The 23738-nt window shown below is 60.2% G+C and carries 25 protein-coding genes and 3 tRNA genes; 7 read left to right on the top strand and 21 right to left on the bottom strand.

All coding sequences use genetic code 11. The features are described 5' to 3' along the window. Positions 1-21: 21 nt before the first annotated feature. From ACSZPK_RS20085 to ACSZPK_RS20040, 10 genes are all read right to left on the bottom strand, one after another. Positions 22-741: an HpcH/HpaI aldolase family protein gene (locus ACSZPK_RS20085; RefSeq protein WP_437883297.1), complete on the bottom strand. Its 720-nt coding sequence runs from the start codon at positions 739-741 to the stop codon at positions 22-24. Continuing rightward, positions 734-1429: an RraA family protein gene (locus ACSZPK_RS20080; RefSeq protein WP_437883296.1), complete on the bottom strand. Its 696-nt coding sequence runs from the start codon at positions 1427-1429 to the stop codon at positions 734-736. Before ACSZPK_RS20080 ends, ACSZPK_RS20085 begins: the two co-directional genes overlap by 8 nt. A gap of 21 nt (positions 1430-1450) precedes the next feature. Continuing rightward, positions 1451-2485, bottom strand: coding sequence for an ABC transporter ATP-binding protein (locus ACSZPK_RS20075; protein ID WP_437883452.1), 1035 nt, complete (start codon positions 2483-2485; stop codon positions 1451-1453). A gap of 134 nt (positions 2486-2619) precedes the next feature. Then, positions 2620-3630: an ABC transporter substrate-binding protein gene (locus ACSZPK_RS20070; RefSeq protein ID WP_437883295.1), complete on the bottom strand. Its 1011-nt coding sequence runs from the start codon at positions 3628-3630 to the stop codon at positions 2620-2622. A 62-nt stretch (positions 3631-3692) separates the two neighbouring features. Further along, entirely contained in the window at positions 3693-4496 is an 804-nt protein-coding gene (locus ACSZPK_RS20065) for an ABC transporter permease (RefSeq protein ID WP_437883294.1), read from the bottom strand. Further along, a complete protein-coding gene (locus ACSZPK_RS20060) occupies positions 4493-5350 on the bottom strand; it encodes an ABC transporter permease (RefSeq protein ID WP_437883293.1) in 858 nt (285 codons plus the stop codon). The genes ACSZPK_RS20065 and ACSZPK_RS20060 overlap by 4 nt, the downstream gene beginning before the upstream one ends. Beyond that, entirely contained in the window at positions 5347-6045 is a 699-nt protein-coding gene (locus tag ACSZPK_RS20055; RefSeq protein ID WP_437883292.1) for a GntR family transcriptional regulator, read from the bottom strand. The genes ACSZPK_RS20060 and ACSZPK_RS20055 overlap by 4 nt, the downstream gene beginning before the upstream one ends. 775 nt (positions 6046-6820) lie before the next feature. Beyond that, positions 6821-6905 (bottom strand) — tRNA-Leu (locus ACSZPK_RS20050). A gap of 57 nt (positions 6906-6962) precedes the next feature. Next, positions 6963-7038, bottom strand: a tRNA-His gene (locus ACSZPK_RS20045). 31 nt (positions 7039-7069) lie between these two features. Next, a tRNA-Arg gene (locus ACSZPK_RS20040) sits at positions 7070-7146 on the bottom strand. Positions 7147-7409: 263 nt separating this feature from the next. Between ACSZPK_RS20040 and folD the strand changes: the two genes are divergently transcribed. Then, positions 7410-8264 carry a bifunctional methylenetetrahydrofolate dehydrogenase/methenyltetrahydrofolate cyclohydrolase FolD gene (gene folD, locus ACSZPK_RS20035; protein ID WP_437883451.1) on the top strand — a complete coding sequence of 285 codons (855 nt, stop codon included), beginning with the start codon at positions 7410-7412 and terminating at the stop codon, positions 8262-8264. Between the two features lie 51 nt (positions 8265-8315). Here the strand turns inward: folD and ACSZPK_RS20030 are convergent, their stop codons facing one another. The 5 genes from ACSZPK_RS20030 to ACSZPK_RS20010 form a co-directional block, all read right to left on the bottom strand. Next, positions 8316-10190: a SurA N-terminal domain-containing protein gene (locus ACSZPK_RS20030; RefSeq protein ID WP_437883291.1), complete on the bottom strand. Its 1875-nt coding sequence runs from the start codon at positions 10188-10190 to the stop codon at positions 8316-8318. 171 nt (positions 10191-10361) lie between these two features. After that, positions 10362-10634, bottom strand: a complete 273-nt coding sequence (hupB, locus tag ACSZPK_RS20025) for a nucleoid-associated protein HU-beta (protein ID WP_003087931.1) — start codon at positions 10632-10634, stop codon at positions 10362-10364. A gap of 137 nt (positions 10635-10771) precedes the next feature. Beyond that, entirely contained in the window at positions 10772-13168 is a 2397-nt protein-coding gene (gene lon / locus ACSZPK_RS20020) for an endopeptidase La (protein ID WP_437883290.1), read from the bottom strand. Between the two features lie 267 nt (positions 13169-13435). Beyond that, the gene (gene cheR, locus ACSZPK_RS20015; RefSeq protein WP_437883289.1) at positions 13436-14263 is read right to left on the bottom strand and encodes a protein-glutamate O-methyltransferase CheR; all 828 of its coding nucleotides are present in this window, start codon (positions 14261-14263) and stop codon (positions 13436-13438) included. Between the two features lie 41 nt (positions 14264-14304). Then, positions 14305-15237 (bottom strand): chemotaxis protein CheV, encoded by a 933-nt coding sequence (locus tag ACSZPK_RS20010; protein ID WP_437883288.1) that lies wholly within the window; start codon positions 15235-15237, stop codon positions 14305-14307. An 80-nt stretch (positions 15238-15317) separates the two neighbouring features. On the opposite strand from ACSZPK_RS20010, the gene flgA reads away from it, so the two are divergent. From flgA to ACSZPK_RS19990, 4 genes are all read left to right on the top strand, one after another. Beyond that, positions 15318-16076, top strand: a complete 759-nt coding sequence (gene flgA, locus ACSZPK_RS20005; RefSeq protein ID WP_437883287.1) for a flagellar basal body P-ring formation chaperone FlgA — start codon at positions 15318-15320, stop codon at positions 16074-16076. A 119-nt stretch (positions 16077-16195) separates the two neighbouring features. After that, a complete protein-coding gene (flgM, locus tag ACSZPK_RS20000; RefSeq protein WP_437883286.1) occupies positions 16196-16540 on the top strand; it encodes a flagellar biosynthesis anti-sigma factor FlgM in 345 nt (114 codons plus the stop codon). Positions 16541-16588: 48 nt separating this feature from the next. Then, entirely contained in the window at positions 16589-17056 is a 468-nt protein-coding gene (locus tag ACSZPK_RS19995; RefSeq protein WP_437883285.1) for a flagella synthesis protein FlgN, read from the top strand. Between the two features lie 74 nt (positions 17057-17130). Beyond that, complete coding sequence (locus tag ACSZPK_RS19990; RefSeq protein ID WP_437883284.1) at positions 17131-17874, top strand: flagellar brake protein; 744 nt, start codon at positions 17131-17133, stop codon at positions 17872-17874. Here the strand turns inward: ACSZPK_RS19990 and ACSZPK_RS19985 are convergent, their stop codons facing one another. From ACSZPK_RS19985 to ACSZPK_RS19965, 5 genes are all read right to left on the bottom strand, one after another. Further along, positions 17875-18111, bottom strand: a complete 237-nt coding sequence (locus ACSZPK_RS19985) for a glutaredoxin family protein (RefSeq protein ID WP_437883283.1) — start codon at positions 18109-18111, stop codon at positions 17875-17877. Between the two features lie 122 nt (positions 18112-18233). Beyond that, on the bottom strand, positions 18234-19550 hold the full coding sequence (locus ACSZPK_RS19980) for a sensor histidine kinase (RefSeq protein ID WP_437883282.1): 1317 nt from the start codon (positions 19548-19550) through the stop codon (positions 18234-18236). Next, a complete protein-coding gene (locus ACSZPK_RS19975; protein WP_437883281.1) occupies positions 19547-20215 on the bottom strand; it encodes a response regulator transcription factor in 669 nt (222 codons plus the stop codon). The genes ACSZPK_RS19980 and ACSZPK_RS19975 overlap by 4 nt, the downstream gene beginning before the upstream one ends. Next, positions 20215-20529, bottom strand: coding sequence for a PepSY domain-containing protein (locus ACSZPK_RS19970; protein ID WP_437883280.1), 315 nt, complete (start codon positions 20527-20529; stop codon positions 20215-20217). Before ACSZPK_RS19970 ends, ACSZPK_RS19975 begins: the two co-directional genes overlap by 1 nt. Continuing rightward, positions 20529-20837 (bottom strand): PepSY domain-containing protein, encoded by a 309-nt coding sequence (locus tag ACSZPK_RS19965; protein WP_437883279.1) that lies wholly within the window; start codon positions 20835-20837, stop codon positions 20529-20531. Before ACSZPK_RS19965 ends, ACSZPK_RS19970 begins: the two co-directional genes overlap by 1 nt. A 136-nt stretch (positions 20838-20973) precedes the next feature. Between ACSZPK_RS19965 and ACSZPK_RS19960 the strand changes: the two genes are divergently transcribed. Together ACSZPK_RS19960 and queD are read left to right on the top strand one after the other, a co-directional pair. Next, positions 20974-22053 (top strand): patatin-like phospholipase family protein, encoded by a 1080-nt coding sequence (locus tag ACSZPK_RS19960; RefSeq protein WP_437883278.1) that lies wholly within the window; start codon positions 20974-20976, stop codon positions 22051-22053. A gap of 48 nt (positions 22054-22101) precedes the next feature. Then, entirely contained in the window at positions 22102-22458 is a 357-nt protein-coding gene (queD, locus tag ACSZPK_RS19955) for a 6-carboxytetrahydropterin synthase QueD (RefSeq protein ID WP_437883277.1), read from the top strand. Here the strand turns inward: queD and ACSZPK_RS19950 are convergent, their stop codons facing one another. Continuing rightward, positions 22459-23631, bottom strand: a complete 1173-nt coding sequence (locus ACSZPK_RS19950) for an HPP family protein (RefSeq protein ID WP_437883276.1) — start codon at positions 23629-23631, stop codon at positions 22459-22461. Positions 23632-23738: the final 107 nt, after the last annotated feature.

Genomic DNA, 23738 nt, shown 5'->3' with positions numbered 1-23738 from the left:
CTCTCTTCAATGGACGTGGAGTTAACGAGCGGCTTCGCTCAGGCCCCATTTCAGGGAGCCGTATTCGTCGATCACGATCAGCAGTTCGGCGCCCAGTTGCGCGGCATAGGCGCGCTCGGCGTCGCTCCAGGCCGGCATGATCCAGGGCTTGCCGGCCTTGGCGCAGGCACTGGCGATGCGCTGCAGGTCAGCGCGGTCGGCATCGCTGAAGCTATACGCGCCACGTCCGCGATCCAGCGACAGGTCACTGGGGCCGACGAACACACCATCGACGGTCGGCAGTGCGAGGATCGCCTCGATATCCTGCAAGGCAGCCGCCGATTCGATCATCGGATAGCAGCGGGTCTTGTCGTTTTCGCCATCGAAGTAAGCCTGCCCTGCCCCGCCATAGCCGGCCAGACGGGTGCCGGAGAAGCTGCGGATGCCCAGCGGCGGGTACTTGGCGGCGCGGGTCACTTCGCGGGCGTGCTGCAGCTCGCCGATATGCGGGATGATCACGCTGTGGCAGCCGATATCCAGTGCCTGCTGGATCGGGATAGTCTGCGGGCCGAGCACCTTGCCATGTACGGTCAGACCAAGGGCGCGCGCCAGGGCCACGGTGCGGTCGAGGGCTTCGAGATCGAACAGGCCATGCTCGATATCCAGCACCACGTGGCGATAACCGATCTCCTCGGCGATTTCGAGCATCGCCTGGTGCGGAGTGGACAGCCAGAAGGCCAGTTTCTGCAGTGCCTCAGCCATGGCTCACCTCGTCCAGACGATTGCGCTCGGCGATCATCGCCTGAATGTCCACCAGGTCCTGCAGGCGCTCGCCGGCCTGGATACGCTTGACCCAGGTGCCTTCGTCGGCCTGGTCGGCCAGGGCCACGTCGGCGATGCCGGCCACCTGATCGGCGGGCACCACGAGAATCCCGCAGTCGTCGGCCAGTACCGCATCGCCAGGGCTGACGCTGACGCCGCCGCAGCTCACCGGAATGTTGAAACCGCCACCGAAGTTGAACAGCTTGGTGGTGATCGGCGAAACGCCACGGGCCCAGGTCGGCACGCCCGCTTCGATGATCGCCGACGGATCGGTGACCATGCCGTCGATGATCACCGCCGCCAGCCCGCGCACTTTCGCCACGGCCGCCATGAAACCGCCCCAGGCGGCATGCCGCTCGTCCTGGCCACGGTCGATCACCAGCACATCGCCAGGACGCACCTGATCCATGGCGTGGTACAGCAACGTGGAGTCGGCCCCGGCGATGGACACGGTCACGGCGGTGCCGGCCACCCGTGGTCCGACCAGCAGCGGGCGCAGGTCGTTGCGCATGAAGCGGTCGTGCAGGTAATGGCCGACGGTGGCAGCCTCCACCCGGGCGAAGCGCGCCATCAGGCTCGGGTCCAATTGGGCAGGCATCGGGTTGATGCGGTAGGAACGTATCGACATGATCATCTCTGTTCAGGTGTTTCAGTGTTGAAGAAAGTGCAGCGCCGCCAGCGGGCAACTGACCTGTACCGGGTCGCCGCTGCGCAGGTGCAGCGGCTGCGCGCTGGCAGGGTTGGGCACCCGCACCAGCAGGTGTTCGCCACTGGGCAAGTGCACGGCGTAGCGGCGGTCGGAACCGATGTAGATGGCCTCGCCCAGAGTGCCGTCGAAGACCACGTGATCGATCTGCGTGGAGCCGCCCAGTTGCAGGGCCTCCGGGCGCATGGCCAGGGTCAGCGGCAGGCTGCCGTCGACTTCGCGGGCATGAGGGATATGGCTGCCGCCGGCATGCAAGCGACCGTCCGCGTGCCGCGCCTGCAGCATGTTCATCTCGCCGATGAAGCCGGCGGTGAATCGATTGCAGGGCCGCTCGTAGATGCCTTCCGGGTCGTCGACCTGTTGCACATGGCCACCGCTCATCACAGCGATCCGGTCGGACATGGTCAGCGCTTCTTCCTGGTCGTGGGTGACGAAGATGAAGGTGATGCCCAGGCGCCGCTGCATCTCCTTGACCTCCAGCTGCATCTCGCGGCGCAGCTTCATGTCCAATGCCCCGAACGGTTCGTCGAGCAGCAGTACCGCCGGCTCGTTGACCAGTGCGCGCGCCAGAGCAATGCGCTGCTGCTGACCGCCGGAGAGCGCCGACGGACGACGATCGGCAGCATGGTCCATGCGCACCAGTTCCAGTGCCTTCATCGCACGCTCGCGGCGCTCGGCGTGGGGGACGCGCTTGACCGCCAGCCCGAAGGCCACGTTGTCCAGCACCGAGAGATGCGGGAACAGCGCGTAGCTCTGGAACACCGTGTTGATGTTGCGGCGATGCGCCGGCAGGTTCGAGACATTCTGGCCTTCGAGCAGGATGGTGCCGCTGCTGGGCAACTCGAAGCCGCCGATCATCCGCAGCGTGGTGGTCTTTCCGCAGCCCGAGGGGCCGAGGAAGGTGAAGAACTCACCCTCGCGGATCTGCAGGTTCACCGAGTTCACGGCGTATTCCGGTTCGCCCTGCGCATTGCACATGAACGTCTTGCAGACGTTATGCAATTCGACGGCAAAGGGGGGGCGGGCCTGGGTGAGAGTACTCACGGGCTATCTCCGTACTACGGGGTTTGGGGGAGCGCCTGCTCCCCGGAGCGAGCGTTACAGGATGGCGATCACTGCGCGGTCTTCACGCGGGTCCAGCCGTCCTGGTAGAGCTGGGTCGCCTGGCCCAGGTCGAGGATGAAGTCGGCCTTCTTCAGGCGCTCCTCGTCGGGGTAGATGGCGACGTTGCCGGCCACTTCCGGCGGCAACAGCGCCTTGGCGGCACCGACCGTGGTAGCGGCCTTGCTCAGCGTCGCGGCTTTCGCGGCCACTTCCGGCTGCAACAGGTAGTCGATGAAGGCATAGGCGGCCTCGCGATTGGCGGCGCGCTTCGGAATCGCCAGGCTGTCGATCCACATCGAGCCGCCCTCATCGGGAATCACGTAGTGGACATGCGGGTTCTGCGCAGTGATCTGGCTGATGTTGGAGTTGTAGGCCTGCACCACGCAGGCTTCGCCGGAAGCGACGAGGTCGGCGAAGTTGGTGCTGTTGTAGCCGCCGAGTATCTTCTTCTGCTCGATCAGCGAGGCCGTGGCCTTCTCCACCTCGGCCTTGTCGGTGCTGCCGGAACGGTAGCCATTCACCTGCATGGCGGCGATGTATGCCGAAAGCATGTTGTCGAGCATGTAGATGCGCCCGGAATAAGCCGGGTCCCACAGGGCCTTCCAACTGGTGATCGGGGTCTTCACACACTCGTCGTTGTAGGCCAGGCCGGTCGTGCCCCAGACATACGGGACACTGTACTGGTTGCCGACGTCGTAGCTGACGTTGCGGAAGGTCTCGGACAGGTTGCTCAACCCCGGCAGCAGCGAGTGATCCAGCTTCTCGACCAGCCCCTTGTTGACCAGTATCTGCACCGCGTACTGCGACGGCTCGATCAGGTCGTACCCCGATGCGCCGGCTGAAAGCTTGGCGATCAGCGTCTCGTTGCTGTCGAAGGTATCCAGGCTGACTTCGATTCCGCTCTTCTTGCTGAAGTCATCGAGAATCTCCTGCGGCAGCTCGCTGGACCAGGCGTAGATGTGCAAGCTCTGTGCGGCCTGGAGTTGCGCGCTGCCGACCAGAATGGCAGTAGACAGCATCAATTTTGTTGTAAGACGCGACATCGATACATCCTCAGGTGAGTAGCTCAGTAGGGGGCAGATCAACGTATGGTTTTCATGAACCGGCGTAGCACGGCAGCCACGACCAGGACATTCAGTGCGATCAGTACGGTGCCGAGCGCATTTATCTTGGGAGTCAGCCCTGACTTGAGCATCGAGTAGATCTGCAACGGCAAGGGCGTGGTACCCACGCCAGAGACGAAGGTCGACATGACGAAGTTGTCGAACGACACCACCGCCGACAGCAGCATCCCCGAGAGGATCGCCGGCAACAGCAGCGGCAGGGTCACCCGCAGAAAGGTCTGCGCACCGGTGGCCCCCAGATCAGCGGCGGCTTCATCCAGCCGAGGGTTGAGGGCGCTGGCCGAGGCCCGCACGATCAAGAAGGTGAATGGCACCGAGATCAACAGGTGCCCGGCGATCAACGTCAGATACCCCAGGCTGATACCCGCGGCGACGCTGGAGACCAGCAGCCCGACGGCCAGCACGATCTCCGGCAGGATCAGTGGAGCGATGATCAGCGTGGAAAACAGGTTCTTGCCACGGAAGTCGCGCTTCACCACCGCCAGGGCGGCGCTGGTGCCGATGGCCGCACTAAGCAGTGCCGATGCCACCGCGACGATGGCGCTGACCACCAGTCCGTTGCGTAGGCCACGGTCGTTGAACGCTTCGGCATACCAGGCCAGCGACAACCCCTCGAAATTCACGGTAGAACGGCCGCTGTTGAACGAATAGATCACCAGCACCACCAGCGGGGCGAACAGAAATACATAGCCGAGCAGCGTCACCAGCGGCACGTAGAGGCCGGCCAGTCGGCTGCCAGCATCGGTCAGGCGGATACTCATGAACGAGCCTCCTCGATACGGTTGAGCAGGCGCATGTACAAGAGCGTGATGACGAACGAAAAGCCGAGCAGGACAACCGATACCGCCGCGCCCAGGGGAATATTGCGGAACTCCAGGAACAACTGGACGATCAGGTTGCCGATGATGATGCTCTTGCCGCCACCGAGCAGAACCGGAATGGCATACACCCCCATGGCCGGCACGAAGACGAACAGCACCGCGGCCATCACGCCCGGCAGCGACAACGGAAAGGTGGTGCGCCAGAAGGTTTCCACCGGTCCCGCGCCAAGGTCGGCGGCCGCTTCCATCAGACGCCGGTCGATCGGGCTCAGCGCGGAATAGATCGGCAGCACCGTCGCCGGCAGGAAGGCATAGAGCATGCCCACCATCACCGCACCATAGGTACCCAGCAGGCGCAGCGGCGAGTCCACCAGCCCCAACGCCTGCAGCGTCTCGTTGATCAGCCCGTTACGCCCCATCAGCACCATCCAGCTCGACACGCGGATCATGAAATCGACCCAGAACGGAATCAGCAGCAACGCCAACAGCAAGGTCGCATGGCGCGGCGCCTTGAAGGCCAGGTAATAGGCGATGGGGTAACCCACCAGCAGGCAGACCAGGGTGGAACACAGGGCGATCTTCAGCGAGTTGAAGAAAATCGGCAGGTACATCGGCTGGAACAGCATGCGGTAGCTGTCCAGGCTGAAGCCGCTGACTACGCCACCATAGGGATCGCGGGGGGCGAAGCTGTAGGCCACGATGATCAGGAACGGCAGCGCCAGCAGCAGCACGCTCATCACCAGCGACGGCGTGAGCATGGCCAGGGTGACCAGGCGTTGGCTACGCGAATTCATGAGCGGTCGGCCGACTGCGGGTTGCCGGAAGACGATGGGCCGCGCTTGCCGGCGGGCACCAACTGCACAGCCGGTACGTCGAGGTGGCGGCGGATTGCCTGCTCGGCGGCGTCCGGATCATGGGCCGCGAGCGCGGCGTAGATGGCGTCAAAGTTCTCCAGCTCGTCGTAGATCAGCGTCACCGGCACCCGTGCCACATAGAGGCTGCGCACCGACAGCGCATACAGGCGGCTCAGTGCCTGCACCAGGTAGCGATTACCGCTGGCCTCGGCGATGAGCTTGTGCACACGCTCATCGATGCCCAGGTGCCAGTCGGTTTCCATGATCCTGGCAGCCACGCCGGCGCGGGCTTCGTCGAGGATGCCCTTGAGCGTGGCCAGTTGCGCATCGGTGATACGCAGGGCCGCATTGCGACAGGCCAGCACTTCGGAGTGCTCGCGGAACTCGTTGAGCTGGAAGAAATCGCTGGCCGAGGTGGACGAAACGAAGTAACCACGCTGTGGCACAGCCAGCACCAGGTCTTCCTGGGCCAGGCGCTGCAGGGCCTCGCGCAGCGGCGTGCGACCAATGCCGAGGCGCTCTATCATCTCGCGCTCCTCAATCAGCGAACCGGGTTCGAGCTCCGCGCGGATGATCGCCGAGCGCAGGCCGTCGTAGGCGGAATCGCTCTTGCGGTTTTTTTTCAGGCTGTCCATCAGGGGCTGTCGCTCCTTTGAAATACTAAAAATATATTTCTAATATTTCATGTAAAACCGCCGAGTTCTACCCCTGCATCCAAGCAATGTCGTTTTTAGATAAGGGGGTCGCTTTCAGGATTCGTGGAGGCCTCACCTTTCGAGAGGTTGGAACGACGATTCCAGCACTTGAATTCTCTTCCGGAGCCCATGAACGAGCCGTGCGGATCGGCTACGAAGCCCACGAATTGCAAGACGCCCAATGGGACTGCAACAGAAGCTGTATCCCGCAAGATTGGCCGCATAACCCAGACTTGATGACTGGATTCAGGCTGCTTCGCCCCTCGAAAGCGCCCCTCGCTTTTCGATACGACCGACGACCTGCCTACTGAATCTCGTAGATGGTGATGCGCTACATCGCCGGATAGCTGCTCAGAAATAGAGAAAATGCCAAGCTTTGCTGCCGCTCGCCAAAACGAACAGATAAAGCCCATCATCATCGCGGAGGGAATAATTTTTCGGAGGAGGCAGCTCGTTTGATCGCCAGCTCGATGAGGGACATGCCCAACTCCTTCAAGGTGAGTTGGTGGCTATATCTGCCCCTGCGCTGATCGTCTCCAGCGAAAAAACGAAGCGTAGAATCCCGTTTTCGGTGTACCACTCCGTGTACCATTTTGATCTGGCTTTGGGTGGTTTTCGCTGAAAGTGACTGGCTCGGGATTTTCTTAAGAAATTTACCGATCAATCACTTGAGACGCTTTCCGGAGCTTATTAGGAAGCCCCTGGAAAGCCTATATGGTGCGGACGGAGAGACTCGAACTCTCACACCTTGCGGCGCCAGAACCTAAATCTGGTGTGTCTACCAATTTCACCACGTCCGCGTGGTTTTTAACCTGAAACGAAAACGCCAGGCTTTTAGCCTGGCGTTTTCTCGAATATGGGGTGGACGAAGGGGATCGAACCCTCGACACCAGGAGCCACAATCCTGTGCTCTACCAACTGAGCTACGCCCACCATATTGCTTTGCTTGAGCCAAGATGCCAGATGGCACGCCCGGCAGGACTCGAACCTGCGACCATCCGCTTAGAAGGCGGATGCTCTATCCAGCTGAGCTACGGGCGCTTATACATCTGCAATCGCAGATTCTAAGCTTCGGCTTATCGCATCTATTCGACTTGATTCACCATCTTACCCAGCGACTGGCTGTGCTCGACAAGCGGGGCGAATGTTATAGACGAGTCCGTATCCCGTCAACAGGGAAATCCAAAAAAATTCAAAAATATAAAGGGCTTACAGGAAATTCGCTGACCTGCGCCTTTGTTCCCCTGCCCCAGCGTGCGAGAATGCACGCCCTTTTCACCTCCCTCGATGGTTACCTCAGCGTCATGACCGCAAAACTGATCGACGGCAAAGCCATAGCCGCAAATCTCCGCCAGAAGATAGCCCAACGTGTCGTGGAACGGCGCCAGCAAGGTCTTCGCGCTCCCGGCCTTGCCGTCATTCTCGTAGGCACCGACCCCGCCTCGCAGGTCTATGTTTCCCACAAACGCAAGGATTGCGAGGAAGTCGGTTTCGTCTCCGTGGCCCATGACCTGCCAGCCACCACCTCCCAGGACGCGCTACTGGCCCTGATCGATAGCCTGAACAATGACAGCGCCATCGACGGCATCCTGGTCCAGCTTCCTCTTCCAGTGCATCTGGATGCATCGCTCCTGCTCGAGCGGATCAGCCCCGACAAAGACGTGGACGGCTTCCATCCGTATAACGTCGGGCGCCTTGCACAGCGCATCCCCCTGCTACGCCCGTGCACGCCGAAAGGGATCATGACGCTTCTGGAAAGCACTGGGATCAACACATACGGCCTGGACGCCGTGGTCGTCGGTGCATCGAATATCGTTGGCAGGCCAATGGCCTTGGAACTGCTGCTCGCGGGCTGCACCGTAACCGTCACGCACAGATTCACGCAGGATCTGGCCAAGCACGTTGCGAATGCTGATCTGGTCGTGGTCGCCGCCGGTAAACCGGGACTGGTGAAGGGCGAATGGATCAAGCCTGGGGCCATTGTCATCGACGTCGGCATCAACCGCCAGGAAGACGGCAAGCTGGTTGGGGATGTGGAATACGAAGTCGCGGCACAACGCGCCAGTTGGATCACACCGGTTCCGGGCGGTGTAGGCCCGATGACTCGCGCCTGCCTGCTTGAAAACACACTTTACGCGGCTGAACACCTGCACGCCTGAATGCAAAACCGGGTTACACCTTCAGGCGTAACCCGGTTTCAACCACGAACATCAGTAACGCTCGATATCAGCCTTGGCCTTCAGCTCTGCACGATAGGCAGCGAAATCCTCTTGTCCCTGGCGCGATGCCAGCGAACGGCGATACATGGCGCGCTCCTGATCGCTGATAGCAGCCTCGGGCTGACCAACGCCACTCAGGCGCAGCAACACATAATCACCATTTCTCAGGCTGACACCGGCGAAGGTCGACTTACCGTCTTCGGGCTTGGGCATACGAAACAGCGCTTGCAGCACCTGCGGATCGACCCCTTCCTGACCCCGCGTAGCGGCTTCGGTGACATTCCAGCCCTGCCCTTCGATAGCCTTGTCGGCAGCGAGCTTGCCATCACGTAGATTGGCCAGCAGCTCTGCGCCCTTGGTCTTGACGGCCTCATTGGCACGCTGCAACGACAGGGTTTCGCGAATATTGGAAGCTACCTGTTCGAGCGGCATCTGCTCGGACTTGCGATGTTCCTTGACCCTTACAACCACAACGGTGTCGGGATCCAGCTCGATGGCACCGCTGTTGGCGCCACCTTCCAGCAAATCCTCGCTGAATGCAGCCTGGATCACCTGGCGATTGGCAACCACGCCCTCACTGCCACCTTCACGCCCGAAAGCCGGAGTCGTCTTGACCTGCAAGCCTTGCTCCTGGGCGGGCTGAGCCAGATCCGAAGCCTCATAAGCCGCCCCCTCGAGCGCCTTGGTCGCCTCGACGAAACGCTGCTCGACGAGAGGCGCCTTGAGATCGTGGACCAACTTTTCCTTCAGGCTCGCGAAGCTGGGCACGTCGGCTTTCTGCACATCGAGCAGTTTGATCAGGTGCCAGCCGAACTCACTGTGCACCGGCTCGGAAATCTCCCCCTTGCTCAGCGCATACAGCGACTTCTCGAACGCCGGATCGTAGACACCCTGCCCGGCGAATCCTAGGTCACCGCCATTGGCTGCCGACCCTGGATCCTGAGAAAACTCCTTGGCCAGCGTGGCGAAATCTTCGCCTTTTTCCAGGCGCGCCCTGAGTTCTTCAAGCTTGGCCTTGGCCTGCTCGTCGGTCATCTTGTCGTTGACCTCGAGAAGGATGTGAGCGGCCTTGCGCTGCTCGGTCAAACCGGCGATCTCTTTCTGATAAGCCTCTTGCAACTGCTCATCAGTGACCTCGCTGTCCTTGAAGAACGCAGATTTTTTCAGCTCCACGTATTCCAGAACGACCTGCTCGGGACTCATGAACTGGCTGGCGTGTTCGTTGTAGTAGGCCTTCAGATCGTCGTCCGAGAGCGTTACGGACTTGCTGTCGGCATGCAAGGTCAATGCAGCGAAGTCGCGAGTCTGCTTTTCCAGGCGGATGAATGCGTCGACTTCGGAATTAGTCAAGAAGCTGGTACCCATGATTCCAGCCTGCAACTGACTGATCAGAACGTCCTGCTCGAAGCGATTGCGGAAGTCCATGCGGGTATAGCCTTGCTGACGCAGCAAGGCGTCGTAGCGGGCCGAGCTGAATTGGCCATTTTCCTGGAACAGCGGCATCTGCAGGATCAGTTGATCAACAGACTTCTGGGAAAGCGCCATTCCAACGCCCTTGGCGCCCTGCAGCAGCACATCGCGCTCAATCAGCGACTCAAGCGCCGACTCGCGCAGCATCTTGTCATCCAGCAAGGAAGGATCGAAGTCCTTGCCGAATTGTTGGATGTAGGCACTACGTTGCATTTCCACTGCGCGATTCAGCGCATCCAGCGTGATTTTCTCACCGTTGACGTCGGCGGCATTTCTACCGTTGCCCGTCGAGCTGACGATCGCGTCGAAGCCGGTCAGCGCCATCAACGCGACAATGACGCCGATGATCGTCTTGGCAATCCACCCCTGTGAATTGTCCCTAATGTTCTGCAGCATGCATCCCCCGAAACGACCGTGTCGACTGACCGGCCATGGAGCGTGGGTAAAACTCGGATAAAAGAAAGGCGCATCCTAGGATGCGCCTTCTCGTAACTCACGGGATCGACTAAGTCGTCGCCCCATTTCCAGAACGGAGTCCGTCCGGGAAAGGCAAACCCGGAGAGACGCTTAGTTAACGGCGTCCTTGAGGGCTTTACCGGCTTTGAAACCTGGGATCTTGGCAGCAGCGATCTTGATCGGCTTGCCAGTCTGCGGGTTACGGCCAGTGCGAGCAGCGCGCTCTTTGACAGCGAAAGTGCCGAAGCCAACCAGTACCACGGAATCACCAGCCTTCAGGGCGCCGGTGACAGACTCAATCACTGCGTCCAGCGCGCGGCCGGCAACAGCTTTCGGGATATCAGCAGATGCAGCGATGGCATCGATCAGTTCCGACTTGTTCACTCTAAGTCCCCTTATTTCTGTTGAGTTGTTTCTTAATAATTTGGGTGTAAGCAAAGCGGGCGCTAGAAGAACCTGCCGACACATTAGGAGCCGCTTTATATCAAGGGCTCGAAAAATGTGTCAAGGAAGGCTTCCGGCTAATGCGTGCTGATTCGCTCCTTGGAATCAGTCTCGCGCTTGTCATCCTTTGCAACCATCTCAGGAACCGCATCGGGCAAGGGCTCCGGGGCGTATTGCAGCGCAATTTGCAGGACTTCGTCAATCCATTTGACTGGCTTAATAGTCAGGTCCTGCTTAATATTTTCGGGAATTTCTTTCAAATCGCGCACATTCTCTTCCGGAATGATCACTGTCTTGATTCCACCCCGATGCGCAGCAAGTAATTTTTCCTTCAAACCACCAATGGCAAGCACCTGGCCGCGCAAGGTGATTTCTCCGGTCATGGCCACATCGGCCCGCACCGGAATCTGAGTCAAGGCAGATACCAATGCCGTGCACAAACCGATACCGGCACTCGGACCATCCTTCGGAGTGGCACCCTCCGGCATGTGGATGTGCACGTCCCGCTTCTCGTGAAAGTCAGCCGGAATACCCAGACTCTTCGCCCGACTGCGTACCACCGTCAAAGCAGCCGTCATCGACTCGGCCATGACATCGCCCAGGGAACCGGTCTTGATCAGTTGCCCCTTGCCTGGAACAACGGCAGTTTCGATCGTCAGCAATTCGCCGCCGACCTGGGTCCATGCAAGGCCCGTGACTTGACCGACCTGATCCTGCTGCTCGGCCAGCCCATAACGATAACGACGTACTCCCAGGAAATGCTCAAGGGAATCAGCGGTAACCACAACCTTGAAGCGTTTCTCCTTGGCGTGCTCCTTGACCACCTTGCGGCAGACCTTTGCAACCTGACGTTCCAGGCTACGAACGCCCGCCTCGCGGGTGTAGTAGCGAATGATGTCGCGGATCGCCGCCTCCTCAAAGATCAGCTCGCCCTTCTTCAAGCCATTGGCTTCGATCTGCTTCGGCGACAGGTACTTGACCGCGATGTTGACCTTCTCGTCCTCGGTATAACCAGGCAGACGGATAACTTCCATGCGATCGAGCAGTGGACCGGGAATGCTCATCGAGTTGGCTGTGCAGATGAACATCACATCCGACAAGTCGTAGTCGACCTCCAGATAGTGGTCATTGAAATTATGGTTTTGCTCTGGATCAAGCACCTCAAGCAATGCTGACGCCGGATCACCGCGCATGTCGCTGCCCATCTTGTCGATCTCGTCGAGCAGGAACAACGGGTTGCGGACGCCAACCTTCGTCATCTTCTGGATCAGGCGGCCTGGCATAGAGCCGATATAGGTCCGGCGATGCCCCCGGATCTCAGCCTCGTCACGCACGCCACCGAGCGCCATGCGCACGAATTTGCGGTTGGTCGCTCGGGCAATGGATTCCGCCAGCGAGGTCTTGCCTACACCAGGTGGCCCGACGAGACATAGAACCGGCCCTTTGAGTTTTTTCACTCGTTTCTGCACGGCGAGATACTCGAGGATTCGTTCCTTTACCTCTTCCAGGCCGTAATGATCCGCATCGAGGATGTCCTCGGCCTTGGCCAAATCCAGCCGTACCTTGCTCTCTGCAGACCACGGCACATTGACCAGCCAGTCGATATAGGAACGCACCACGGTTGCTTCGGCAGACATCGGGGACATCTGCTTGAGCTTGCTCAGCTCGGCATTGGCCTTGGTCAGCGCGTCCTTCGGCAAGCCAGCATTGTCGATGCGCTTTCTCAACTCATCGAGTTCGTTATGCCCCTCATCGATATCACCCAGTTCTTTCTGGATGGCCTTCATCTGCTCGTTCAGATAGTACTCACGCTGGCTACGCTCCATCTGTTTCTTGACGCGGCCACGAATACGCTTCTCGACCTGCAGCAGATCGATCTCGGCATCGAGCAGCGCCAACACATGCTCCACACGGACCGGTAGCTCGGTGAGCTCGAGAATTTCCTGCTTCTGCTCGATCTTGAGCACCATATGGGCAGCCATGGTATCGACCAGACGGCCCGGCTCATCGATGCTATTGAGTGAAGAAAGGACTTCGGAGGGCACTTTCTTGCCCAGTTGCACATATTGCTCGAACTGGCTAAGCAGGCTACGCGTGAAAACTTCCGCCTCACGCTCGGCAACATCCAGCTCATCGATCAATTGGACTTCTGCACGAAGATGGCCATCAACCTCGATGAAACGCTCGATGGCACCACGCTGCTCCCCCTCGACCAGCACCTTTACCGTACCGTCCGGCAACTTCAGGAGCTGCAGCACAGTCGCCACGGTACCGACCCGATAAAGACCATTTTCATCCGGATCATCATCGGCAGGATCGCGTTGCGCCAGCAACAGAATCTGCTTGTCGCCAGTCATTGCCGCCTCGAGGGCTTCGATGGACTTTTCACGTCCGACAAAAAGCGGGATGACCATGTGCGGATAAACCACGACATCGCGCAGCGGCAGGAGTGGCAATTCAATGGATGTCTTCATGATTTCAACTCTGCAGCGGCCAATTGGCCATAAACTGACGGGGACCCATCGGCCTAAGATGGGGCCATGCCCATGAAAAAACAAGCAAAGCAACGGTAAACAGGATGAGAACGGCTAGCATGCCCGCGACGGGCGGTGCTACGAGGAGCAGGATACGCCTCGCTCACCAGCATGCATCGAATGACGAAGCCCGCCTCCGGCAATAGAGGCGGGCTCGACAATGACAGGGGAATCGATATCTTTCAGGCTAGGCGGCGACGCGAACTATCACTTCACCTTATAGATGATGCCCGGGCTGCATTGGACCATCTGGTATAGATCCGGCAGGCCGTTGAGCGCCTCGGAAGCCCCGAGAAACAGGTAGCCTCCCGGCTTCAGCGTGGCATGAATACGCGTAAGGATGTCCTTCTTCACCTCAGCAGAGAAGTAGATCAGGACGTTACGGCAGAACACGATGTCGAACTTGCCAAGCGCAGCATAACTATCCAACAGATTGAGCGGACGAAACTCCACACGACTCCTGATCGCCGGCTTGACCGCCCAGCGCCCCGGCCCTTTGGGATCGAAATAGCGCTGCAGTCGGTCCTGAGACAAACCACGCCCCATCGCCAGGCTGTCGTACTCACCGGCCTTGCAAGCCGTGAGCATGGATCCTGACAGATCGGTCGCGACTATCTGCACGCCCGCCTTGAGCTGCCCCAGATTGACCTTTTCGAACTCATCGATACTCATCGACAAGGAGTACGGTTCCTGCCCCGACGAGCAAGCTGCCGACCAGATGCGCAAACGCTGGTTGGGCGAGGTCTTGATCATCTCGGGCAGAACACGGTTCTTCAGTACCTCGAATGGATAGGTGTCACGAAACCACAGGGTTTCATTGGTGGTCATCGCATCAACCACCTGCTCACGCAGGCCGCCACGGGGTTGCGCCTGCATTTTCTGCACAAGCTCCCCCAGCGACTTGATTCCCTGCTGCTCCATCAGCTTGTTGAGGCGGCTGGAAACCAAGTATTGCTTGTTACTACCCAGCAAAATGCCGCAAGCCTTTTCCAGAAATACCCGGAATTGCTCAAAATCCAAATTTCCAGAAGACACTAATGTCGCCTCACCATACTTAAACTCTGCGGAGGCTGACCTCAGCCCTCATCCGCGACACGAATGCGTTCGACTACACGAGAAGCCAGTTCGTCAGGACGAAACTTCGCAAGGAAATCATCTGCGCCAACCTTCTTCACCATTGCCTGGTTGAACACTCCAGACAGCGAAGTATGCAGAATTACATGTAGCTTCTGCATCCTGGGATCCGACCGGATCTCCGCAGTCAGTGTGTAGCCGTCCATCTCGGGCATCTCGATGTCGGAAATCAGCATCAGGAACTCGTCCTCTGGCTTCTTGCCATCAGCCACCAACTGATGCAGGTATTCATAAGCCTGACGCCCGTCGTTGAGCGCAACCACTTCTACCCCGACACTTTCCAGGCAACGAATCACCTGCTTGCGGGCGACCGACGAATCGTCGCAGATCAGAACGCGCTTGCTGACGGCACGTGCCTGGGTCTCACTGTCAATCACTCCTTCGGAAATAGCCTCCGACATAGGTGCGACCTCGGCGAGGATTTTCTCCACGTCGATGATCTCCACCAGTTGCTGATCGAGCCGGGTAACCGCCGTCAGATAGTGAGCGCGGCCGGTTCCCTTGGGTGGCGGGTGGATCTCCTCCCAGTTCATGTTGACGATGCGCTCCACCGAGCGCACCAGGAAGCCCTGAACCTTGGTGTTGTACTCGGTGATAATCACAAAGCTATTGCGCAAGTCATCCAGCCCAGGCCTGCCCGTGGCCAAAGCCAAGTCAAGGATTGGGATGGTGCCACCACGGATGTTGGCCACACCACGCACAACAGGACTGGATTTGGGCATGATGGTGAGCTTGGGGCATTGCAGCACCTCCTTCACCTTGAATACGTTGATGCCATAGAGCTGCGGCCCTTCCAGCCGGAAAAGCAGTAGCTCCAGGCGGTTCTGCCCGACTAATTGGGTACGCTGGTTAACCGAATCCAACACCCCGGCCATATACCCAGGCTCCTCTGTTATCTATCACTGGACGCTGTGCCTAGAGTAGCAGGCGGCACGAGCTTTGCTTTAGCGAGCACATGAACATTTTCATGACGCTTTATCGACTCTGGCCGATGAAACACCACACGCTTGCTGGTGTTTTACCTGCTTTATGCCTGCTCGGCTACAGTTGTACGCCGGCGCTGGCAAACACGCTTCCCGAGGAGCTTATCGGCGCGACCGAAGGCTTTCTTGAGTACACCGTGGATGACTATTTACAGCGTAGCGAAATCCAGGGCCGCCACGAGATTCGTGTTAGCGCTCTCGATCCGCGCCTGAACCTCGCCTCGTGCGACGAAGATTTGACGCAATCCCTGCAAAGCAGCGGCCCCCCACTGGGGCGAGTCACCGTAAAGGTCAGCTGTGAAAGCGGAACGCCCTGGAGCATCTTCGTGCCAGCCCAAGTCAGCCTGTACCGCGAGGTTGTCATTCTGGTCCGCCCCCTGAAACGCGAAGAGGTGATCGGCCTGGGCGATATCGGCATGGTCGAAAAGGACGTTGGCACGCTCGGTCGCGGTTATCTGACCGATCCTGAGCAGGCCCTGGGCAGAAAAGTGACGCGCACCCTGCAAGCCGACCTGGTACTGACACCGAACGTCTTGCAACTGGCCGACGCCGTTCATCGTGGTGACCAGGTCATGATCATCGCACGCAGCGGCAACATAAGCGTGCGCATGCCCGGCGAAGCGCTGGCCAATGGCGTGCTTGGCGAACAGATCAGCGTGCGTAATGCCGGTTCGAAACGCGTCATACGGGCCAGAATCATCGGCCCGGGACAAGTGGAAGCGGAGCTGTGAGTGATGGCACAATCGGTCTTGCGCCAAGCAGGCGGAAAAACTAACGAATACGCCCTAAAGTTTCATCGGGACCGGCCGAAAAGCTTGGCAAGCGTCCAATATCGTCCGAGGTTTGCATCATGGTCATCGACTTCAACCGCCTGAACAATGCCGCCACATCCTCCGGCATCAGTAGCACCCAATCCAGCGGGCGCAATGAAGCCGTTGGCACCAATCAGGCCAGCACGCAGGCCAGCACACTCGACAATTCGCAGGAGCTGGCGCAGGCTGGCAAGAGTGGAGAAAACGTCCAGCTCAGTAGCGAAGCCCAACAATTGCAGAAAACCAGCGACCAGCTTCGCGACCTTCCCAGCGTGGACCAGGAACGCGTAGCCAAGCTGAAGCAAGCGGTAGCCGATGGAAGCTACCAGGTCGACAGCCAGCGCGTAGCAAGCAAGCTGCTCGACTTCGAGTCCCAGCGCTAGTCCAAGGGCCGCGCTGGGGGTATATGACGCCCAACCCCAGAGCCAGCGATGTCAGACCTCAATCTGCTTCAACTCTTCAAAGACGATATCGACACTGCACGACGCCTGCTTGAGCTGATCGATATCGAACACACCGCCCTCGGCGAGAAAGACCTGCCGCACCTGCAGTCGATTATCAACGAAAAGCTACCGTTGCTCGGCCTGCTCGAACAGCACGGCAACCTTCGCAGCCACACGCTCACCACCATGCAGTTGTCGCCTGACGCAGAAGGTCTGCAGCAATATGCGCAGCGGATTGCCGAAGGCCCTCAGTTGCTTGAGCTGGCAGATGAGTTGAATACCCTGCTCGAACGCTGCCGCGAGGCCAATCTGCGCAATGGCCGCATCATTCGAGTCAACCAGACGACACTGGCCAGCATGCTGGAAATCCTGCGTGGCGGCGAAGCCCCCGGACTCTATGACAGCCGAGGCTCAGCCGCTAGAATCGGCGGTCAGCGCCCGCTCAGCCAGGCCTGACCCGATCCTTCATCAACCTGCCCGCTGCCGCTCGTGTTCCGGGCATCATATCGTTGCCTGGAGAACACCGGACCGTGTCCAATCCATTTGCCGCGGAAAATGGCCCGCAGCCGCCGAAGATACTCAAGGCGCCACTGGAAATAATCGCCAGCCTGCGCCAGCTACAACAACATCACGACCCGCTGGTCCTGACCTTCAAGGATCGAAGCCAACGCTTTCAGAGTTACCTGGTCGAAATCGATCGCGAACGCAGCATCATCACCCTCGATGAACTGATTCCCAACGATGGCGAACGCTTCCTCAAGGCCGGCGAAGCTTTCAGGATCGAAGGCTTCCATGATGGCGTGCGAATCGCCTGGGACTGCGAGGACCCAGTGCAGGTTGGCGAATACCAGGGCGCTACATGTTATTGGTGCCACCTGCCCGAAGAAGTCATCTATCACCAGCGCCGTAGCGCCTATCGAGCTCCGGTACAGCTGGGCGAGACGGTAGTGAGCGAGCTATCGGGCACTCGCCTCAGCCGACCACTGAAGGGGCTGCTCCTGGATATTTCTGCGACCGGCTGCAAGCTGCGCTTCGTTGGCAATGTCACCGCCGGCCTGCAAACCGGGCAAGTCTATGAAAACCTCAGCGTACAAATGCCGTTCGGCACCATGACCACAGCAGCGGAGCTTCGGCACATCTCCTACGAAGAGAAAGTCGACAGCAGCTTCGCGGGCCTGCGCTTCCACCACCTCGGCGGCCAGGAACAACGCCAGATCGAACGCTTCGTTTACCAATTGCAGCGTGAAGCGGCAGCCAAGCGCAAGGATGACTGATCAAAGCAGAAAGCGCGCGACCTGATCGGCATCGAAGGGCCAATCCAGTTCTGCGCCGCTGTCACAGCGGTGCAGAACTGGAATTCGCAAGCCATAGCGCTCGACCCAGTCGTCACGGTCGGCGATATCGACCAGCTCCACCAGCAACCCATGCTCGACGAATGGCATGAGCTCGGCTTCCGCCACTTCGCAAAGATGACAGCCGAGCGTGCTGAATAGCTGGCATTCGGGAAGCATTGCAGCGTCTCTATCGATCGGAGATCGCAAGTTTAGGATTGCCTGCCAGCCCCCGCAACCCTACTCAATCAGGCCGAGACGCACTGGCCTTGATGTCATTACCGCTTGCAGATAAGGCCATGCTAGCGCCGTTGCGGTAGACGAATCTCTACCTCCAGCCCTCCCAGCTCCGACTCCTGCAACACCAGGCTACCTTTCCAGGCATCAACGATATCACGCACGATACCGAGCCCAAGGCCATGCCCCCTGACCTGTTCGTCCAACCGCACGCCACGCTCGATCACTTCCTCGCGCAACGCTGACTCGATCCCCGGACCGTCATCTTCGACCAGCAGCAGAACCCCATCGGACTCCCGCACGATACGCAAGCGAACCCTCGAACGCGCCCACTTGCACGCGTTGTCCAGCAGATTGCCCAGCAACTCCAGCATGTCCTCGCGATCCCATGGCAGGCGTAGCGCCTGTGGTGCCTCCCAGTGCATATCCAGCCCGGCGCCATGGATCATCCGCAAGGTATTGAACAGACCCGGCAGTTCGGTGGCGCAATCGAAATAGGCGCCAGGCAGAACGTCGCCGGCGAGCCGCGCACGCCCCAGCTCACGAGCCAGCCGTTGCTCGATCTGTTCGAGTTGCTCGAGCAAACCGTGATGCAACTGCGGACACGCTTTCAGTTGATCCCGGTTGGCCAGGCTGACCAGCACCGCCAAGGGGGTCTTCAAGGCATGGCCGAGATTGCCCAAGGCATTGCGTGAGCGGCGCAACGTTTCATCGGTATGCCGCAGCAAGTGGTTGATCTGCCCCACCAAAGCCTCGAGCTCGACAGGAACCTCGGCATCCAGTTCACTGCGTCGCCCTTCCTGCAACTGCGCCACCTGCCGACGCACCTGCTCAAGGGGACGCAAGGCATTGTGCACGGTGTAACGCTGGGCAAGCAGGATCAGCAACAGCGCGCCAATCCCAAGCCCAAGCCCGACCCATTGAATACGCTGGAAACTCGCCAGTACCGGGGTGTAGTCACGAGCGACGACAATGGCGAAACGCTCGCCATGCCGGGAGAAATCCTCGCGATAGGTCAGCAGCAGTTGCCCGCGCGGCCCGTCCCCCAATTGATCCTGCAGACCGGGCACGGCAGGCTGCACCAGTTCACGATCCCAGGCGGAACGCGAACGCCAGGTCTTGCCGGCGAAGTCGATGCGAAAATACAGGCCGGACAACGGTCGCTGGTAGGCGGCACTCAAGCGCTGCTCATCCAACTGCAGACCGTCCGGCCCACGCACGATGGCGACAACCAGAGACTTGGCCTCGTCTTGCAGTGAGGACGCCATGTAGCCGCGCAAACTGCCATCGAGCAACCACAGTCCCAACTGCATCACGCCCAACCCGACCACCAGCAGCACACCGACCAACCCCAGGCTTAGGCGGCGCTGGATGGACCTCACTGCGCCACACCGGTGAAACGGTAGCCCTGCCCGCGCCGTGTTTCGATCACCTCGCGCCCGAGCTTGCCGCGCAGCCGGTTGACGTGGACCTCCAGTACATTCGAATCGCGTTCGGTCTCGCCATCGTAGAGGTGCTCGGCCAGGTGCATTTTCGACAACAGTTGCCCTGGATGCAGCATGAAGTAACGCAGCAGACGAAATTCGGCAGCGGTCAGCTCAACGTCGCTACCGTCGCGTACCACGCACTGCCGGCTCTCATCCAGTTGCAAGCCGGCCGCCTCCAGTTGCGGCTGGTTGGCCAGGCCACGCGCACGCCGCAACAAGCCCTGGATACGCAGCAACAGTTCCTCGGGATGAAAGGGCTTGGTCAGGTAATCGTCGGCCCCGGCCTTCAACCCTTCGATGCGCTCCGACCAGGAGCCCCGTGCCGTCAGGATCAGTACCGGCGTGGCGAGCTTCTCCGCACGCCATTGCTGCAGCACTTGCAAACCGGGAATGCCGGGCAAGCCAAGGTCGAGAATGATCAGGTCATAGGGCTCGATCACGCCCTGGCTCAGCGCGTCGCGGCCATCGGCCAACCAGTCGACGGCATAGCCTTGCCGGGTCAGCGTGGCGCACAGCTCATCGGCTAGCGATACCGTATCTTCCACCAGCAGCAAACGCATCAGTCGTCTACCTCGTCCTTCAGAATGCGGCCGTCACGGGCATCCAGTTCCAACTCGCGCACCACGCCATTGTCAGTGAGCAACTCGACCTCGTAGATCAGGATGCCATCGTCCTCCTCCAGCTCGACCTCCAGCAACGACGCGCCGGGGTATCGCGCGAGAGCGGCCTGCATCAACTGTTCGAGTGGCATGATGATGCCCTCACGCCGCAGGCGCAGGGCTTCGTCCTGATCCAGGTCACGCGCCTCGGCCTGCAGCGCGAGAACCGCAAGCACCAGGGCGACGATACTGATATAGCGCGCGATGAATCTCATCAGCGGTCCTGATGCTCCTTGAGCACTTCGCCGGTCTTGGCATCCAGTTCGAGGTCCCATTCGACACCCTGGGCGTCACGCAACTCGACCTGATAGATGTAGCGGCCATGCTCTTCTTCCAGCTCGGTATCCTTCACTGTGGCGCCAGGATGCTTGGCGATGGCCGCCGCGTTGAGCTTCTCGAACGACTGGATGGTACCGGCATCGCGCAGCTTGAGTGCCTCGTCCGGCCCCAGGTCACGAGCCTGGGCAGCAAGGGTGGTCAAGGCGATAGCGGAAGCGGCGAACAGGGCCGTCAGTTGTTTCATGTTCATCTCCTGATGAAATCCATTGATTGGCGATACACATCGACAATAAGCGCAACGACTTAACTCAACCTGAATCATCGACTTGGCCTGCCACCCGATCGCACTATAATCGCCTGCCCGCCCATGGAGCCAAGCCATGACCGCCATCCACATCAAGTCTCCGGCACTGACCCTGCGCGCAGGGAAACGGGCCATGGCACGCATCCGCGAACGTGGCCTTACGCCTCAGGACGTCGGCATTCTGCCAGGCGCCGCCGGCGGCCCCAAGGGGCTTGGCATCCAGGGACTGGACCTGGCGCTGTTCGGCGACTGGCTGCAGCGTGTGCCACGGGAGCGCACCCTGATCGGCGCCTCCATCGGCTCCTGGCGCTTCGCCAGCGCCTGCCTGCCCGACGCGGCCGCCGGCATCAAGCGCCTGGGCGAACTCTACACCGCGCAATGCTTCGCCAAAGGCGTGACCATGGCCGAGGTGTCGCGTAGCTGCATCAAGCTGCTCGACGACCTCCTGGAAGGCCGCGACGCCAGCATCCTGGACAACCCTCACTACCGCCTGAACATCATGCTGGTACGCAGCCACGGCCTGCTGCGGGAGGATCGCAAGGCTCATCTGGGCGTCGGCCTGTCGTCGGTGATAGGCAATAACCTGCTCGGCCGCAATCGCCTGGGCCGGCACTTCGACCGGGTCATCCTCCACGATGCGCGCCTGGCGCCGCCATTGAGCGAACTCACCGATTTTCGCTCGCACTTCCACACGCTGGATACCGGCAACCTGCGCCAGGCCCTGCTGGCCTCGGGCTCGATCCCGATGGTCATGGAGGCCATCCGCGAGATCCCCGGCCTCGCGCCTGGCGCCTATCGCGACGGCGGATTGCTCGACTACCACCTGGACCTGCCCTATCGGGACGACGGCATCGTGCTTTACCCGCACTTTACCGACCGAGTGATTCCCGGCTGGTTCGACAAGGGCCTGCCCTGGCGCCGCGGCGATGCCACGCGCCTGCAGGATGTGCTGCTGCTTTCGCCTTCGCCCCGCTACCTGAGCCGCCTGCCCCACGGCAAGCTGCCGGACCGCAGCGACTTCAAGCGCTACCTGGGCAACGACAGCGGCCGCCAGCGCTACTGGCATCAGGCGATGGCGGAAAGCGCACGACTGGGCGACGAGTTTCTCGAACTGGCCGACAGCGGACGCCTGGGCGAACGCCTGCTGCCGCTCTGATACCTGTTAGACTGCGCGCCCCATCGACTTCACGCGCAAGGTCCCGGTTTGGAACTGTTCAAGGAATTCATCTTCGAGTCCGCCCACCGTCTTCCCCATGTGCCTGCTGGACATAAATGCGGGCGTCTGCACGGGCACTCTTTCCGGGTTGTGGTGTGCATCGAGGGTGAGCCCGACCCGCATACCGGCTGGATTCGGGACTTCTCGGAAATCAAGGCGATCTTCAAGCCGATCTACGAGCAGCTCGACCATAACTACCTGAACGATATTCCCGGCCTGGAAAACCCCACCAGCGAAGTCCTGTGCAAATGGATCTGGCAAAGGCTCAAGCCATTGCTGCCCGAGCTGTCGCGCATCCGTATCCATGAAACCTGCACCAGCGGCTGCGAGTATCGCGGCGACTGATCAGATTCGCACCGCGGCATAGAGCGCCTTGATCAGGTCGGACTGGGTGATGATGCCCACCAGACGGCGTTCCCCGTCGATGATCGGGATATGCCGGTGCCCCCCATCGGAAAACACCGGAACCAGATCGATCAGTAGTCGGTCGCTGCTGGCCACGCGCACCGAGCGAGTCATGATCTGGGCGACGGTATGGGCGTGCCCCGCACCATGACTGTCGCCCCGGCGCAGCATAGCCCGCAGGCGCCAGGCGATGCCCTGGTGCACGTCCAGGTCGATCTGGCGCATGAAATCCGCCACGGTCAGGATGCCCAGCAGATGCCGCTGCCGGTCGATCACCGGCAATGCCTTGATCCGGTGCTTGCGCATCAATGCCCAAGCCTCGGTGAGCAGCATTTCCTGGCGCGCCGCCACCGGTTCGCGGCTCATCACATCGGCGCAACGCATCTCCCCCATGGTCCGTTGGTACGCCACGGCCTCGGCCTTTTCGAACAGGCTTTGCAGATCGTCGCGGCTGATGTCCAGCACTTCCTGGTACTGCGCCAGCGCCGCATCCAGGTCGCCACGGGTGAAGTGCGCCGGTTTCTCCTGCGGCTTGGCCGGTGCAGGAGCGACATGCGGCCAACTGCGACGGGTCAGGTTGTTGTAGAACAGCCCGCCGGCTACCAGCAACAGCGAATCGAGCAGAACCGGGCTGAAGGCGAAGGAAAAATGATCGCAGCCAATCAGTACCATCAGCAGCGCCGAGGCACCGCCCGGTGGATGCAGGCAGCGCAACCCGAACATCACCGCAATCGCCAGGCCCACGGCCAGCCCGGCCGCCAGGCTGGCATCCGGCACCCATTTGAAACAGGCGATGCCGATCAGCGCAGAAAAGGTATTGCCACCGACCACTGACCAGGGTTGCGCCAGAGGGCTGGCCGGCACCGCGAATACCAGCACCGCGCTCGCTCCCAGGGGGGCCACCAAGGTCAGTGCCAATAGACCGTGCTCATGGGCTGGCAGGCCGTTGAGCCACCATCCCGCACCGAGTGCGACCAGCAGGATGCCCAACAATGCCCCGCAACTGGCCCGCAGCTTTTCGCGGTGAGCGATCGCCTGAGGCTTGGGCCAGAAGGCTTTCAGCGACTGGTACAAACGCAGGCGCAGTGACGACGAATTCGATGGGCTGGACATGAAACTCGGCAGGCAGGTTGTGAGCGATCTTGGTGCATCATACCGGACCAGGCCAGCACCTGCTGGCTGCAAGGACCGCCCAAGCATGGCAAGCTGACGGCCACGAC

The organism is Pseudomonas sp. LRF_L74, from assembly GCF_965644255.1.
Taxonomy (GTDB): domain Bacteria; phylum Pseudomonadota; class Gammaproteobacteria; order Pseudomonadales; family Pseudomonadaceae; genus Aquipseudomonas.
This window is presented reverse-complemented; position numbering and strand designations above follow the sequence as displayed.

Bases quoted from the DNA above. Each gene is read 5' to 3' on its own strand.
- flgM (WP_437883286.1), top strand. From the start codon at position 16,196: ATGGTCATCGACTTCAACCGCCTGAACAATGCCGCCACATCCTCCGGC.
- ACSZPK_RS20070 (WP_437883295.1), bottom strand. From the start codon at position 3,630: ATGCTGTCTACTGCCATTCTGGTCGGCAGCGCGCAACTCCAGGCCGCA.
- ACSZPK_RS20010 (WP_437883288.1), bottom strand. From the start codon at position 15,237: ATGGCCGGGGTGTTGGATTCGGTTAACCAGCGTACCCAATTAGTCGGG.
- folD (WP_437883451.1), top strand. From the start codon at position 7,410: ATGACCGCAAAACTGATCGACGGCAAAGCCATAGCCGCAAATCTCCGC.
- ACSZPK_RS20055 (WP_437883292.1), bottom strand. From the start codon at position 6,045: ATGGACAGCCTGAAAAAAAACCGCAAGAGCGATTCCGCCTACGACGGC.
- ACSZPK_RS20080 (WP_437883296.1), bottom strand. From the start codon at position 1,429: ATGTCGATACGTTCCTACCGCATCAACCCGATGCCTGCCCAATTGGAC.
- ACSZPK_RS20075 (WP_437883452.1), bottom strand. From the start codon at position 2,485: ATGTGCAATGCGCAGGGCGAACCGGAATACGCCGTGAACTCGGTGAAC.
- lon (WP_437883290.1), bottom strand. From the start codon at position 13,168: ATGAAGACATCCATTGAATTGCCACTCCTGCCGCTGCGCGATGTCGTG.
- flgA (WP_437883287.1), top strand. From the start codon at position 15,318: ATGAACATTTTCATGACGCTTTATCGACTCTGGCCGATGAAACACCAC.
- ACSZPK_RS19965 (WP_437883279.1), bottom strand. From the start codon at position 20,837: ATGAAACAACTGACGGCCCTGTTCGCCGCTTCCGCTATCGCCTTGACC.
- ACSZPK_RS20085 (WP_437883297.1), bottom strand. From the start codon at position 741: ATGGCTGAGGCACTGCAGAAACTGGCCTTCTGGCTGTCCACTCCGCAC.
- ACSZPK_RS19995 (WP_437883285.1), top strand. From the start codon at position 16,589: ATGTCAGACCTCAATCTGCTTCAACTCTTCAAAGACGATATCGACACT.
- ACSZPK_RS19975 (WP_437883281.1), bottom strand. From the start codon at position 20,215: ATGCGTTTGCTGCTGGTGGAAGATACGGTATCGCTAGCCGATGAGCTG.
- ACSZPK_RS19985 (WP_437883283.1), bottom strand. From the start codon at position 18,111: ATGCTTCCCGAATGCCAGCTATTCAGCACGCTCGGCTGTCATCTTTGC.
- ACSZPK_RS20030 (WP_437883291.1), bottom strand. From the start codon at position 10,190: ATGCTGCAGAACATTAGGGACAATTCACAGGGGTGGATTGCCAAGACG.
- ACSZPK_RS19950 (WP_437883276.1), bottom strand. From the start codon at position 23,631: ATGTCCAGCCCATCGAATTCGTCGTCACTGCGCCTGCGTTTGTACCAG.
- ACSZPK_RS20060 (WP_437883293.1), bottom strand. From the start codon at position 5,350: ATGAATTCGCGTAGCCAACGCCTGGTCACCCTGGCCATGCTCACGCCG.
- ACSZPK_RS19960 (WP_437883278.1), top strand. From the start codon at position 20,974: ATGACCGCCATCCACATCAAGTCTCCGGCACTGACCCTGCGCGCAGGG.
- ACSZPK_RS19970 (WP_437883280.1), bottom strand. From the start codon at position 20,529: ATGAGATTCATCGCGCGCTATATCAGTATCGTCGCCCTGGTGCTTGCG.
- ACSZPK_RS20065 (WP_437883294.1), bottom strand. From the start codon at position 4,496: ATGAGTATCCGCCTGACCGATGCTGGCAGCCGACTGGCCGGCCTCTAC.